A 12,477-nucleotide genomic window follows, 5' to 3' on the forward strand; every position below is an offset into this window, starting at 1 on the left:
CTGAAATAGCTAATCAGAATTTTCCCAAACCATAACAAATTCCTTTTCTCCTGTATCTTCATCGATCGTTTCATCTTTGGTAACAAAACCCTCTCTCTGATAAAAACGGATCGCTCGTTGATTTTTCTGGTAAGCTTCCAAAGTTAACTTTGCCTTTCTTGCCTTGCAATAATCAAGTAGCTGCTTGCCAATTCCTCTTGATTGCTTTGTACTATCAATAAAAAAACCAGCAATATAATAGTCTATCAACCCAATAAATCCTACGATTTTATCGTTGTTGTCTATATAGACATAGACTTCTGATTGTGGCAACTGCTCTTTTACGCTATCGGACTGACTATTCCAATAAGTGTCACTGATAAAATCATGCGCTTGGATATTTTCTTTCAGCCATATAGAAAGCACTGCTGTGAGATCCTCTTTTTGTAATTTTCGAATCATTTTTTTACTTCTCCTTCTTTTTTCTAGGATAAATGCCCTAGATATGGTATTTTAAAATTGGTATAGTTATAATATTAAATAAAATTCCCCCGCGGAGGCAATACGAATTATGAAAAAAGGAAACACAATTGAAATCATTGCTATTTTATCACTTTCTTTCATTCTTACATCTACCTATTCTGTTTCAGGAGTCGTGCCAACTTTATTAAATGTTTTTAGTTCTTATTCACGTTCATCTGTTGAATTTTTGGTCTCCATTCCTTCTATATCAATGATTGTCATGATTGCATTAAGCCCATTAGTAGCTAAAATATTGAGTGAACGAACTACCATTATTTTAGGTTTATTAACTGCTGGTTTTGCTGGAATTATGCCTGCCTTTACTGCCGATTACTCTATGATCTTTATTTCTAGAATCATAACTGGAATCGGTTTTGGTTTGATTAACACTCGTGCAGTAAGTATTATCAGTGAACGTTTTAGTGGAAGAAGACGTGCGCATTTATTAGGTTATCGTACGTCAGTGGAAACTTTAGGCCAAACCATTTTAACGCTGATTGCTGGACAACTATTAATTTTAGGTTGGCAACCTGCTTTTTTAATTTATAGTATCTCGTTCCTCATTTTAATCATATACCTCTTCTTTGTCCCTAATGAAAAAACGATAGAACAAACAATCATAAAAAGAGAAGCCATCCCCTTACGCCAGTTACTCTCTGTATTTATCAGCGCTCTTTTTGGCGGCTTACTCATAGCAACAAATACAGCCAACTCTCTACGCATACCCAGCTACATTGTCGAAAATAATTTAGGTTCTGCTTTAACTGCCAATCGGATATTAAGTTTATTTATGTTTGCTGGTTTCATGGGAGGCGCTTTATTCGGCCCCCTTTTTACTACACTAAAAAAGCACTTCTTACCTGCAATGATGTTTATGGGCGCCATTGGGTTACTTTTTATCCCATTAAGCTCAACCATTTACCTCATAGCTGTAGGTGTTTTTCTTTGCGGATTTGCCATCACAAGTTCTGTTTCGAGTATTTTTACCAATTTACCTGAAAAAGTCCCCCTAACTTCTTTGAATACTGCTAACGCTATGGTATTAATCGGTTGCAATTTAGGCGCCACGGTAGCCCCTCTTCTTTTAAATTTAATTGGGAAACTAAGTACCAGCTTAGCTGTGCCTTTTGTGTTTTTTGCTCTAGTATTTTTTATAATTTCAGCAGGAGTCTTTTTGTTTCCTCGTATCACCAATAAATAAAATACTATTCTTAGAAAAGGAGGAATCATACAATGAAATGGTATCAAAGAAAAAGTTTTTATGTTCCCTTTTCAATCGTAATGGGAATTTTAGGTTTCGGTGCATAGTTTGCCAGTTTATTGGGGGGAAACGTTGACGAAGAATTAAATAAAGATTATTTTACAACCAAAGATGAACCCTTGTTCAAGAAGAAGAAAAAGTAGACAATGTCGATATTTATATGTCCATTAAATAAGCTGTGAAAACCACTGAAAACTCATGAGCGTAAAAATAGTATTAAAAAATGAATATCCTTCGTTTTCTCTCTCAAATTATCGATATAAATCTGTTATACTATAATAAAGATTATGAAGTACATCACAAGATAAGCTTTGTTACTTCTTTGGTGTAAATAATGGTTCGAGAGAAATATATTTTACAAGGAGAGAGATAAATGAAAATACAAGATATCATGAAAATATTAGAAAAAGATATGAAAGTCGCTGTCATTTCGACTGCCGATGAGAATAACCAACCTCACGCTCGTCATATTAATATCGGCGTAGCCAATGAAGATGGCGTCTTTTTCATGACCAGTCCCAAAACAAATTTTTACAAACAATTGCAAAGTAATCCTAAGATTGCTATTACCGGTTTTTTAGAAGAAGACTATTTAATTCAAGTCATACGAATTGAAGGGAAAGTTCGAAGATTAGGTAAAGATAAACTGCAAGAAGTGTTGGCAGATAATCCTTATATTGATCAAGTCTATCCTGATGAAGCGGATCGTCAAAGTGTGCAAGTTTTCCAACTCTATGAAGGAGAAGGCTTCTATCATAGTTTGACACAAGGGCATAAATACACATTTGAAATTAAACAAAACTAATATAAAAGGCAATTCAACCCGGAATGAGAAGGTTGAGTTGCCTTTTTACATTCCTAATTTACAAATACCTGACTTTTCCAATTTTTCGAATTAGAATTGCGATTGCTACTACTCCCGTTATGCATAAAACTACCGTACTAAAACTTCCCCAAAGGACAATTCCTACAGCTTCTACAGTAATAATCCCCATGCTGCATATCGCTGTGATAAGTGTTGCTGCTCCTTGTTTTACGACGATCATTTCATTCCTCCAATCGCAATTTGCTTAAACAGCAGGTTCGTTTTCTCTATAATTATTATCATTATCTTCAAAAAAGTAGTCGGTAACTTTCTTATATTCCTTTACAGAAACATCAGCATTTTTTGAATGTAACATTTCATATCTCACGCCGCCTTCTGTCATGATTTTTCCACTACCGACAAAACCGTTTCGCAAATAGAATCTCTTTCTACTTTTTCTTTGCTCATTATTTTCTGCGTCTTCACGTACTTCTTCCACTAACAAAATTATTTTATAATTTGCAAAATGCTTCCGAATCGTCTTCATAGCCTCTCTACCATAGCCCTTAGATTGAATCGTAGAATCAATAGCAAAATAAAAGATATACGCAAGGTTTTCGTACGTTGTATAATAAACAATGCCTACTAATTGCGATTCGGAAAAAATTCCTGAAAATTTCGCTTTACCTAATGCGATATTATTAATTAATATTTCAGCGGGTAGCTGTTCCTTTTGCGGGAAAGAGTTTAAATATATTCTTTTTGCATCCTTAAATGAGATTGAATCACTATTGAGTTCTTGAATAGTTAACATAATTGCCTCCATTACTTTCATTCATTATTCTTGAGTGACGTTATTTCTTGAAAATTTCTGTAATGCCACTATATTAAATCATAAAAAACTTCACATAGAAAAGTCAATCTCTTTGTTTTATTAATAATTAATTTTTTAAAGAGAGAAGTTATTTAACGTTTAGTCTTTTAATTATCACAAAAAAGCAGCCCTTAAGACTGTTTTATTAATTGTTTATTCATTAGTATATGTTCAATTGGAACATGCGCTTTGGTAAACTTTTCACCTGAAGAACTATAACTCAATCTTCTATAGAATGGTTCTGCTGTTATTCTAGCCTCTAATACAATAGAATTTTTTCCAATCAATAAGGCATATTCCTCTATAGCCTGCAATAATTTTGTCCCGATATGTTTGTTTTGGATAACTGTATCAACACACAGGTAATCTACTTTAAGAGTATCTATATTTTCTGTTTGGGTCACAACTCCAACCCCTAATAATTGCTCATCATCAAAAGCACCAAGTAAATAAGTATCTTTTTCTTTATAAAGATCTTCATCGTAAATACTTAAGCCTAAAGGAAGTCGCATCACTTTATCTCGTAGGTCAAGTGTTTGTTGGTATTCTTGTGTACCATATTGTATTTCTTTAATTATCAATTTTGATCCCTTCCTATTTTTATTCAAAGAACATTATAAGTCAGCTTAGAAAAGCAAGTCAAACTGTTCTTACTCACCAGGGCTTTGTTTGTAATTAACCATTGAAACTAATAAAATGGAAATATAAGAAATAAACCCTAATATAATGGAGGTAAAATGATGAATGACAAAACTGTAGTATTAAATGGCAGCGTGGTAAACTACGACGGCAACATCGACTATTCAAAAATTGCATCTGAAGTTGTCGTTTATGATGAAACACCCGAAGATAAAATCTTGGAACGTGTCGAAGGATTTAACATCGTCGTAACAAAAGAGATGCCCGTGTCTGGTGACATTATCCGAAAATTTCCCGATAGTGTAAAAATGATTTGTGAAGCTGGGACGGGATACAACAACATCGACATGGATGCTATTCATGAAAAAGGCATTGTTTTATGCAACATTCCAGCATACAGCACACAAAGAGTGGCCCAAACTGCGATTATGTTCATTTTAAATCTAGCAAGCTCTATGCAAAAACAAATTCGGATGCTAGCAGCTGGAAACCATGATAACTTCCAAAAACACTTAATGGTAGACCATGTGGAAGTAAACGATAAGACTTTAGGCGTGATTGGATATGGTAATGTAGGTAAAGAAATTATCAAAATCGCTCAAGCAATTGGAATGAAAATTATAGTCTCTACTAGAACGCCACGAGACGATAAAAACGGCATTCATTTTACTACAAAAGAAGAAGTCTTTAAGCAAAGTGATTTTATTTCCCTTAACTGCCCTTTAAATGATTCAACCAAGCACACAGTTAATAAAGATACCTTAGCTATGATGAAGCCGACAGCTTATTTAATCAATACAGCACGTGGAGGTCTAGTTGATGAAAAAGCATTGATTGACGCCATCCAAAATAATGTCATCGCCGGTGCTGGTTTAGATGTGCAAGAAAAAGAACCTTTACCTGATGATAGCCCGCTATATGATATGGACGATGTTATTGTCACACCACACATGGGTTGGCGCGGTCTCGAAACTAGAAAACGTTTATTAACATTGATCCAAAACAATATCAGTGCTTTCGCTAAAGGAGAACCTATTAATCGAGTCGATTAAATACCATGATAAGTTATTTGTCTGAAAATAATTTATAACACAAAAACCTCTTGTTTTTGTAGCGTTTATTAATTCTACAAAAGCAAGAGGATTTTTTTGCTGTTTTATTTGCTCGTTTAAATGAATAGCAGAAAAACAATTTAGAATATTAATTTCCTAATTGGCATCATCTGTGCCGTTTCTTTTCTTTTATCATTTTAATTTGATAACAAATGGGCCGAAAATATAATAAAGCGATAGCGACAATCGTTACTAACATAAAAACAGTAAAGCTCAAATCTGAAAATACATACATTAAAATAAGTAAAAATGATAGTAGACCTGACGCACCTGCATAAAGCCAGGCTTCTTTCTCCGACTTAAAATACTTCATTCTGAAACACCTACCTCAACTTATACGGTCCACACTTTCATCGTAACAAAAATTCAACTCACAGATAAGTGTCTTTTTTGATGAACACGACAAGTAAGTTTTGTATTTATAACTTAGTAGCGTCACTAAAATGGCACTAAATGCATTACGGCAGGCAACAAGTAAACGAATGAAATAAAGGAAAACGAATTGAACTAGTGCCCTTTTTTCTTCTCCATTTTTTTCTTTTGTTTCAATTCATATTTTTTCTTTTTTAATCGTTCCTTTTTTATCCTAGAACGTTTCTTTCTTGCTTTTTTCATTTGTTCTCTAGACTCAGTCATTGCTAATTGTGCTTTAGTTGATACTACTGACCTTCTTTTTTCTTTATTTATTTTCCGTTGCATTTTCTTAGGGTTTATTTTTTTATCTACTGCATCTGCTTTAATAGATACAGAATGATTATTCAACTTTTCATCATTTCTAGTAATTAGCTTTTGCAGTTTAAAATAAATAAAATCCTCTACTTCTTTATCTTTTGGCTCTGGGCCAAAGACATACTTGCTAGCCCTATAATCACCTTGAATGCTTTCATATTCAACCAGTCCACACCAAAAACTACCATCAAAATAAATTGTTAATTTCATAACAATCCCCTCCTCTTTTATACTAAAAGGAAATGGACAACCCGAGGGGGCAGGTTACTGACATAAAGTAATGCTTATGGACTACCAACCATAATGTGTTTTTATTCCTTATTTATATAATAAAACACTTATCCCCTTTTTCAAGTGGAATATCGTATTTTGTATTGAAGAGACTGACTCTATTTCAGGTATTTTTGGTAAGCAAATGCTAAATTTAAGTGGCAAACCATTAGTGAAAGAGCTAAAATTATTGTGGAAAGTAAAAAACGGTAAAAAGTATATCCAAAATAATATACCAACATTTAATTAGGAGTTGATATAGTGAGGCAAGAAAAAATTTTAATTGTAGAAGATGATACGGAAATCAGCCGACTTTTACAAATGATTATTACTCGAATGAATTTACACGCTATCCCTGCTTATTCAGGTACAGAAGCTATGTTTCAATTAGAGAAACAAACATTTGATTTAATTTTGTTAGATTTGATGTTACCTGGACTAACTGGCGAAGAAGTATTAAAAGAGATTCGTAAAAAAACCGATATTCCAGTGCTTGTTCTGTCAGCAAAAAATCAAATCGAAGATAAAGTGACATCATTGAAAATGGGAGCAGATGATTACGTAACAAAACCTTTTAACCAAGAAGAAGTTGCAGCAAGAATCGAAGTTCAATTACGGAAAAAAACTGAAATAAAGACTACACAGCTAGAGTGGCGTGGGTTAACTTTAGACAAAATAGGATTAACAGCGTCATTGTTCAAACGAGAGTTATCGCTAACCAACGCTGAATTTGATATTTTGAGTTTGCTTATGCAGCATCCAGAACAAGCTTTTTCAAAAAGAAGAATTTACGAAGCTATTTGGAAAGGCACCTACATTGGTGATGACAACACCATTAGTGTGCATATTTCTAACTTACGAAAAAAGTTTGCTAAAGTCACAAAGGACGAATATATAAAAACTGTTTGGGGCATTGGTTTTATGTTAATTTGATATCTTTACGATTTCTTTATGTTTTGCTTAAAGTTTATTAAGTAGAAATCAGCTAGGCTAAATATATCAAAACAAAGGGAGCCTGAAATGAAAACAATTATTCAAACAAATCAACTAACCAAATCATTTCGTCACGAAACAGCCATACATCCACTTGATTTCACTTTACAACAAGGTGAGATTTGCGCATTGATTGGAAAAAACGGCGCAGGAAAATCGACTTTTTTCAAAATGCTGTCTGGACAAATTTTGCCAAGTTCTGGTGATATCGCACTGTTTGGTCAATCTGGGAAAGACTGTGGACTTTCACGAAAGCGAATAGGTTTTATCGTTGAAACACCTACGTTTTTTTCTGATTTCACAGCCAGACAAAATTTAGAATACTTCCGCATTCAACGGGGAATTGCTGAGAAAAAACAAATCCAAAGGGTCTTAGAAATTGTCGGATTAGCACAAGAAAAAAAGAAAAAGTTCGAACAATATTCATTAGGTATGAAACAGCGTTTAGGGTTGGCACTTTGTTTATTAGGAAACCCAGATTGCTTAATCTTAGATGAACCAATTAATGGACTAGACGCAGAAGGAATTAAAGAAATTAGAGAGTTATTGTTCAGATTAAACCGAGAACAACAAATTACGATTCTAATATCGAGTCATATTTTATCAGAATTATCTTTACTAGCCACACGTTTTTTATTTATCAAGCAGGGAACGATCATCGAAGATATTAGCAGTGAAACGCTCCATGAAAAAAGCAAAAAGCAATTAAAAATCCATACAGCCAACCTTTCAAAAGCTGTACAAATATTGGAACGTACCTACCCAGATATTGATTATAAAGTTCTACCAGATAATTACTTAGCTTTGCAAAATTATGTCGATAAAAGTCAAAAAATCAATCGTTTATTGGTTAAAAATGAGATTTTAGTTGACGAATTTCGTGTTGAATCATTAGCGCTAGAAGATTATTTTTTGACCTTAGAGGAGGAAACAAACCAATGATTGCCTATCTGAAAAGTGAGAACTACCGTTTTCTAAGAAAAAGTAGTATATATACAATTAGTGGACTGTGTCTAATTCTAATAACTGCTGCAGCATTTGTCCTGAAATATTTCGATATGACCGATAGTACTTTCCCATACGGAAATGCGCATTTTTTCTATTCGAATATTTTTGGTTTATCCAGTTTAATTTTATTTATTTCTGTATTAGTCAATTTAATTTTAACAGGAAAAGATCGCTTGGTTTTAAAACAATCTATTGCATTTGGACTTTCTCGTCAAAAAGTATTTTGGGCAAAATTGTTTGTAACACTGAGCTATTTTATTCTTTTATGCTTAGTTGGCATTGCATTGACCATCTTACTAGGCAGCTCGATATTTCCCTATGAATCTGGTGTATTAACTGCTTATTTTGCTGCTCTAATAAATATCGCTCCCATTATCCTAAGCGGCTTTATCCTAGCACATGTGTTAATGCTGACATACTCAAACGAAGTTATCGTATTTGGTATCTTATTACTTGTTTATAGTTTTCCAGAAAGCATTTTGCAAGGACTTAGTAATTATAGTGAGATCATCCGTGTATTCAGTAAATATGTCCCTAGTACACTATTAACAGATAATTTGTATCGATTCATGGATTTACGTATAGAATTTGATTTTTCCGCATGGATCGTAGGTGGTATCATTAGTTCGATCTCGTTAATAATTGGCGTAATGAAGTTTAACAAAAAAAGTATTGATTAGGAGAAAAACACGTGAATATCTGGGTCATTTTATTCGTGGTTGTTTTTGTTTTATTGATTATTAGCGAAATAAATCGTTACTTACAAAAACAAACAGTACGTGCATTAACAAAACAAATTGAAAATATTCATACCAATTTTGGTACAAACGAATTACTAAAAACACAAGTTCAATCCAAGAATCTGGTGGCTTTTGTTTCTGCAATGAATCGGTTATTACTACGCTATAAAAAAGAGCAACAACATTATGCAAAAAAAGAACAAGAACTTCGCAAAGAAATAACCAATATTTCTCACGATTTACGCACACCATTAACTTCTATCAAAGGTTTTACTGAATTGTTACAGTCGGAAAACTTTTCGTCGCATGAAGAAAAAGAGTACTTAGATATTATCTATAGAAAAGTAGTGTTATTAACGAAATTAACGGATTCATTCTATGTGATTTCTCAAGTAGAATCAAACGACTACCCGATTCAAAAAGAGAAAATAGATTTAAACCAATTAGTGATTGAATTAATGATGAGCTTTTTTGAGGAATTTAACGAAGCATCGTTACAAGTCTCAGTGGATGAGGTAAACCTTTCGGAGATTACAGCCGATTTAAAAGCAACAACACGTATCCTTACAAACTTAATTCAAAACGCAATTCGTTATGCAAAAAGTTATTTTCGTATTGCTTTTTCTGAAGATGATCAGTTTGTTATATTGACTTTCACTAACGACGTTCATGAATTTGATGAAACGCAATTAAACACTATTTTTAAACGCTCCTTTAGTATGGAGCCAAGCCGTTCTAAAGGTCAAACTGGATTAGGTTTATATATTGTAAAAAAGTTAGTTGAAAAACAGAATGGAAAAGTAAAAGCAGCAATTAACAATAATGAATTTAAGCTATCACTTTATTTTCTAAAATGACTAAAAACATCATACTGTCGAAAAAAAGTACTTCATCACAATGATGAAGTACTTTCTACACTTTAAAAACTCTTTACCAAAAACTTCTTGGTGAGGCTGTTTAATACACATATCCAAAGCCTTGGCATCTTTTACGCTTATCGTTTCACTTGCTGCAAATTTCGAAATTACATAAGCATTAATGCGAATGATATTTCTTTCATCTAAATAAAGCATGACCTGTCTCCGATCTAATGATCAACTAGCTTAGTCAACAGTTCACTATATTGTTCTATCGTTTCTGAAGTCGCATCTTCGGCATCAACTGTTGGAACATCCTTGATTATTTCCACCCGATTATCTTTTATGATATATCTAACAGCATCGCCGGGTTCTATATTTAATGACTCCTGAACATTTAACGGAAGCGTTATAATATTGCTACTACCTGGTCTACGAACTTTATAAGACGCCTTAGTTGGCTTGCTATTATTAGTCATCGGCATTTTCAATTCCTCCTTTGCAAAAAAGAACAATTATAAAGAGCTCTTACAACGCCTCACAAGTTTATTATGTACAGTATATACTTATCAGAATAAAATACATTAAGATGAATGTATCATTTTTTGTTAAATACTTCTACAAAAGAGATGGGCAACTTTGCTAACTTTTAATACACAGTGATTTGTAAATCTTTAAAGAACCCTTCTGTGCCAACATCGACCCAAAGTCCTAAAGCACCCTTATTATGTTCCCCATGCTTTAAATCATTTACTATCAGTACAGGTTGTTTAGCATGGTTTAAATAAAGCTTTGCACTGCGACCTTCTACTTCAATTTTCATGTCTATCCATTCATCCAATCCAATATCAGCATAGCTTTCGTATTCTCCTGGACTTTCTTTATGGTTAATGGCAAATCCTACAACTTTGACTAAGGACCAACCTTCCTTGATTCTAGGCGTCTTTACTTCTGTATAAATTAATTGTTCAGTGCCACCTGCTTCGTACACGACGATCGCTTTCATAAACTATTCCTCCAAATTTGATAGACTGGGCCAGATATTGCTTAAATATTCGATAAGTGTAATATAGGATACGGTCTGTTTTGATCATCTGTCTGAGAACGAGCAGAAATGTGGAAACCATTTTTTAAATAAAATTTCTCAGCCACAGTATTTTGTTCATTTACATCAACACTAGTAATGCCATATCTTGTGATTAATTCTTGCAAAATAGCTGTTCCATAACCTTTAGCTGTAAATTGGGGATCGATAAAAAGCATCTCCAAATGATTTTCGTTTTGCCCGCTAAAAGCTAGCAAGTTACCCCCATCATACCAAAGGTGAATATCTAAAAAAGGAAAATAACTTGGAATTTCTTCCCGAATTTGATTTTTATCTTCTTGCTTTAAAAAATCATGAGTCGCGGTAACGCTTCTATCCCATAATTCAATGATTTGTTGCTCATCTTGTTTGGTGGCAGTTTTATTGGTTAACATATTTTCTCCTTAAAGGCAATTTTATAGTACGTAGGCAAGATGCTTCTTTTAGCTATTATCGGACATTGCTATTAAACAGTTTTGACCTATCCTTACAGTAAAGTTATAAAAACAACTCTTTTTTATTTTAACATCTAGCTTTCAAGACGCACATCTTTAAAACTTTCGTTTACTCTCATATCAATAAAAAAAGAGACCCCCAATATATGGAAGCCTCTTACATGGTTATTCTAATCCAATTAAATAATCGTCATCGCTCATCGCTTCAACGTTCCCTAAAAGATAACCATTCCCAACTTGTGAGAAGAAATCATGGTTGCTGGTACCTGTCGAGATCCCATTCATAACGATTGGGTTAACATCATTGGCGCCATCAGGGAATAGCGGGTCTTGCCCCATATTCATTAATGCTTTGTTGGCGTTGTACCGTAAGAAAGTTTTGACTTCTTCTGTCCAACCAATGTCGTCATAAAGTTGTTCTGTATAACATTCTTCATTTTCATATAATTCATAAAGAAGATCATACATCCAATTTTTCAACTCTTCTTGTTCTTCTTCAGATAATTCATTGAAGCCTAGTTGGAATTTATAGCCAATATACGTTCCATGAACGGATTCATCGCGGATGATTAACTTAATAATTTCAGCGACATTTGCTAATTTGTTATTTCCTAGATAATACAACGGTGTGTAAAATCCGGAATAGAAAAGGAACGTTTCTAAAAAGACACTCGCAATCTTTTTTTGTAAAGGTGTGCCGTTTTTATAAATTTCATTAATACGTTCTGCTTTTCTTTGTAAATAGACATTGGTATTTGTCCATTCAAAGATATCATTGATTTCAGTTTTCGTATTTAAAGTACTGAAAATAGAAGAATAACTTTTAGCATGGACAGACTCCATAAATTGAATGTTGTTTAAGACCGCTTCTTCATGAGGAGTCCGAGCGTCTTCTCTAAGACGCTCCATCCCACTTTCTGATTGCACGGTATCTAAAAGAGTCAAGCCACCGAATACATAACCAACCAGTTGTTTTTCTTGTTCACTTAAGCTGCGCCAGTCATCTAGATCGTTAGACAGAGGAATCCGCGTATCCAGCCAAAATTGTTCGGTTAATTTTTCCCATGTTGATTTATCGATTATATCTTCGATTTCATTCCAATTAATGGCTTCATAATAAGTGTTTGCCATTTTTTGCGCCTCCTTGTT

The 12,477-nt window shown here is 33.6% G+C and carries 17 protein-coding genes and 1 pseudogene; 7 read left to right on the top strand and 11 right to left on the bottom strand.

The features are described 5' to 3' along the window. Positions 1–9: 9 nt before the first annotated feature. Positions 10–441: an N-acetyltransferase gene (locus C7K43_RS05730; protein WP_124005987.1), complete on the bottom strand. Its 432-nt coding sequence runs from the start codon at positions 439–441 to the stop codon at positions 10–12. Positions 442–550: 109 nt separating this feature from the next. Here C7K43_RS05730 and C7K43_RS05735 point away from each other — a divergent pair, with 109 nt between their 5' ends. Together C7K43_RS05735 and C7K43_RS05740 are read left to right on the top strand one after the other, a co-directional pair. Then, a complete protein-coding gene (locus C7K43_RS05735; protein ID WP_124005988.1) occupies positions 551–1,702 on the top strand; it encodes an MFS transporter in 1,152 nt (383 codons plus the stop codon). 433 nt (positions 1,703–2,135) lie between these two features. Continuing rightward, positions 2,136–2,567 (top strand): pyridoxamine 5'-phosphate oxidase family protein, encoded by a 432-nt coding sequence (locus C7K43_RS05740; RefSeq protein ID WP_124005989.1) that lies wholly within the window; start codon positions 2,136–2,138, stop codon positions 2,565–2,567. 58 nt (positions 2,568–2,625) lie between these two features. Here the strand turns inward: C7K43_RS05740 and C7K43_RS05745 are convergent, their stop codons facing one another. From C7K43_RS05745 to C7K43_RS05755, 3 genes are all read right to left on the bottom strand, one after another. Next, complete coding sequence (locus tag C7K43_RS05745; RefSeq protein ID WP_124005990.1) at positions 2,626–2,808, bottom strand: hypothetical protein; 183 nt, start codon at positions 2,806–2,808, stop codon at positions 2,626–2,628. Between the two features lie 24 nt (positions 2,809–2,832). Next, positions 2,833–3,381: a GNAT family N-acetyltransferase gene (locus C7K43_RS05750; protein ID WP_157977731.1), complete on the bottom strand. Its 549-nt coding sequence runs from the start codon at positions 3,379–3,381 to the stop codon at positions 2,833–2,835. A gap of 191 nt (positions 3,382–3,572) precedes the next feature. Then, the gene (locus C7K43_RS05755) at positions 3,573–4,022 is read right to left on the bottom strand and encodes a GNAT family N-acetyltransferase (protein WP_124005992.1); all 450 of its coding nucleotides are present in this window, start codon (positions 4,020–4,022) and stop codon (positions 3,573–3,575) included. Positions 4,023–4,181: 159 nt separating this feature from the next. On the opposite strand from C7K43_RS05755, the gene C7K43_RS05760 reads away from it, so the two are divergent. Beyond that, the gene (locus C7K43_RS05760; RefSeq protein WP_124005993.1) at positions 4,182–5,132 is read left to right on the top strand and encodes a 2-hydroxyacid dehydrogenase; all 951 of its coding nucleotides are present in this window, start codon (positions 4,182–4,184) and stop codon (positions 5,130–5,132) included. A 166-nt stretch (positions 5,133–5,298) separates the two neighbouring features. Here the strand turns inward: C7K43_RS05760 and C7K43_RS05765 are convergent, their stop codons facing one another. Then, entirely contained in the window at positions 5,299–5,505 is a 207-nt protein-coding gene (locus C7K43_RS05765; RefSeq protein WP_124005994.1) for a hypothetical protein, read from the bottom strand. 194 nt (positions 5,506–5,699) lie between these two features. Further along, positions 5,700–6,131 (bottom strand): YjdF family protein, encoded by a 432-nt coding sequence (locus tag C7K43_RS05770; RefSeq protein WP_124005995.1) that lies wholly within the window; start codon positions 6,129–6,131, stop codon positions 5,700–5,702. A 321-nt stretch (positions 6,132–6,452) separates the two neighbouring features. On the opposite strand from C7K43_RS05770, the gene C7K43_RS05775 reads away from it, so the two are divergent. The 4 genes from C7K43_RS05775 to C7K43_RS05790 all read left to right on the top strand — a co-directional run bounded on the left by C7K43_RS05775 (position 6,453) and on the right by C7K43_RS05790 (position 9,789). Continuing rightward, positions 6,453–7,124: a response regulator transcription factor gene (locus C7K43_RS05775; RefSeq protein WP_222591147.1), complete on the top strand. Its 672-nt coding sequence runs from the start codon at positions 6,453–6,455 to the stop codon at positions 7,122–7,124. Positions 7,125–7,211: 87 nt separating this feature from the next. After that, positions 7,212–8,126 carry an ATP-binding cassette domain-containing protein gene (locus tag C7K43_RS05780; RefSeq protein WP_124005997.1) on the top strand — a complete coding sequence of 305 codons (915 nt, stop codon included), beginning with the start codon at positions 7,212–7,214 and terminating at the stop codon, positions 8,124–8,126. After that, the gene (locus C7K43_RS05785) at positions 8,123–8,872 is read left to right on the top strand and encodes an ABC transporter permease (protein ID WP_124005998.1); all 750 of its coding nucleotides are present in this window, start codon (positions 8,123–8,125) and stop codon (positions 8,870–8,872) included. Before C7K43_RS05780 ends, C7K43_RS05785 begins: the two co-directional genes overlap by 4 nt. Positions 8,873–8,883: 11 nt before the next feature. After that, a complete protein-coding gene (locus C7K43_RS05790) occupies positions 8,884–9,789 on the top strand; it encodes a sensor histidine kinase (RefSeq protein WP_124005999.1) in 906 nt (301 codons plus the stop codon). Positions 9,790–9,798: 9 nt separating this feature from the next. On the opposite strand, the gene C7K43_RS05795 is transcribed toward C7K43_RS05790, so the two are convergent. The 5 genes and pseudogenes from C7K43_RS05795 to nrdF all read right to left on the bottom strand — a co-directional run bounded on the left by C7K43_RS05795 (position 9,799) and on the right by nrdF (position 12,459). Beyond that, a complete protein-coding gene (locus C7K43_RS05795; protein ID WP_124006000.1) occupies positions 9,799–10,005 on the bottom strand; it encodes a hypothetical protein in 207 nt (68 codons plus the stop codon). A gap of 14 nt (positions 10,006–10,019) precedes the next feature. Further along, positions 10,020–10,274 (bottom strand): AbrB/MazE/SpoVT family DNA-binding domain-containing protein, encoded by a 255-nt coding sequence (locus tag C7K43_RS05800; protein WP_124006001.1) that lies wholly within the window; start codon positions 10,272–10,274, stop codon positions 10,020–10,022. A gap of 392 nt (positions 10,275–10,666) precedes the next feature. Next, positions 10,667–10,795 (bottom strand): annotated as a pseudogene (locus tag C7K43_RS13320) (quinone oxidoreductase); the annotation flags it as partial. Positions 10,796–10,836: 41 nt separating this feature from the next. Next, positions 10,837–11,268, bottom strand: coding sequence for a GNAT family N-acetyltransferase (locus C7K43_RS05810; protein WP_124006003.1), 432 nt, complete (start codon positions 11,266–11,268; stop codon positions 10,837–10,839). A gap of 225 nt (positions 11,269–11,493) precedes the next feature. Then, complete coding sequence (gene nrdF, locus C7K43_RS05815) at positions 11,494–12,459, bottom strand: class 1b ribonucleoside-diphosphate reductase subunit beta (RefSeq protein ID WP_124006004.1); 966 nt, start codon at positions 12,457–12,459, stop codon at positions 11,494–11,496. Positions 12,460–12,477: the final 18 nt, after the last annotated feature.

This window comes from Tetragenococcus koreensis, from assembly GCF_003795145.1.
GTDB lineage: Bacteria > Bacillota > Bacilli > Lactobacillales > Enterococcaceae > Tetragenococcus > Tetragenococcus koreensis.

Bases quoted from the DNA above. Each gene is read 5' to 3' on its own strand.
- C7K43_RS05730 (WP_124005987.1), bottom strand. From the start codon at position 441: ATGATTCGAAAATTACAAAAAGAGGATCTCACAGCAGTGCTTTCTATA.
- C7K43_RS05735 (WP_124005988.1), top strand. From the start codon at position 551: ATGAAAAAAGGAAACACAATTGAAATCATTGCTATTTTATCACTTTCT.
- C7K43_RS05740 (WP_124005989.1), top strand. From the start codon at position 2,136: ATGAAAATACAAGATATCATGAAAATATTAGAAAAAGATATGAAAGTC.
- C7K43_RS05745 (WP_124005990.1), bottom strand. From the start codon at position 2,808: ATGATCGTCGTAAAACAAGGAGCAGCAACACTTATCACAGCGATATGC.
- C7K43_RS05750 (WP_157977731.1), bottom strand. From the start codon at position 3,381: ATGTTAACTATTCAAGAACTCAATAGTGATTCAATCTCATTTAAGGAT.
- C7K43_RS05760 (WP_124005993.1), top strand. From the start codon at position 4,182: ATGAATGACAAAACTGTAGTATTAAATGGCAGCGTGGTAAACTACGAC.
- C7K43_RS05765 (WP_124005994.1), bottom strand. From the start codon at position 5,505: ATGAAGTATTTTAAGTCGGAGAAAGAAGCCTGGCTTTATGCAGGTGCG.
- C7K43_RS05770 (WP_124005995.1), bottom strand. From the start codon at position 6,131: ATGAAATTAACAATTTATTTTGATGGTAGTTTTTGGTGTGGACTGGTT.
- C7K43_RS05780 (WP_124005997.1), top strand. From the start codon at position 7,212: ATGAAAACAATTATTCAAACAAATCAACTAACCAAATCATTTCGTCAC.
- C7K43_RS05785 (WP_124005998.1), top strand. From the start codon at position 8,123: ATGATTGCCTATCTGAAAAGTGAGAACTACCGTTTTCTAAGAAAAAGT.
- C7K43_RS05795 (WP_124006000.1), bottom strand. From the start codon at position 10,005: ATGCTTTATTTAGATGAAAGAAATATCATTCGCATTAATGCTTATGTA.
- C7K43_RS05800 (WP_124006001.1), bottom strand. From the start codon at position 10,274: ATGCCGATGACTAATAATAGCAAGCCAACTAAGGCGTCTTATAAAGTT.
- C7K43_RS05810 (WP_124006003.1), bottom strand. From the start codon at position 11,268: ATGTTAACCAATAAAACTGCCACCAAACAAGATGAGCAACAAATCATT.
- nrdF (WP_124006004.1), bottom strand. From the start codon at position 12,459: ATGGCAAACACTTATTATGAAGCCATTAATTGGAATGAAATCGAAGAT.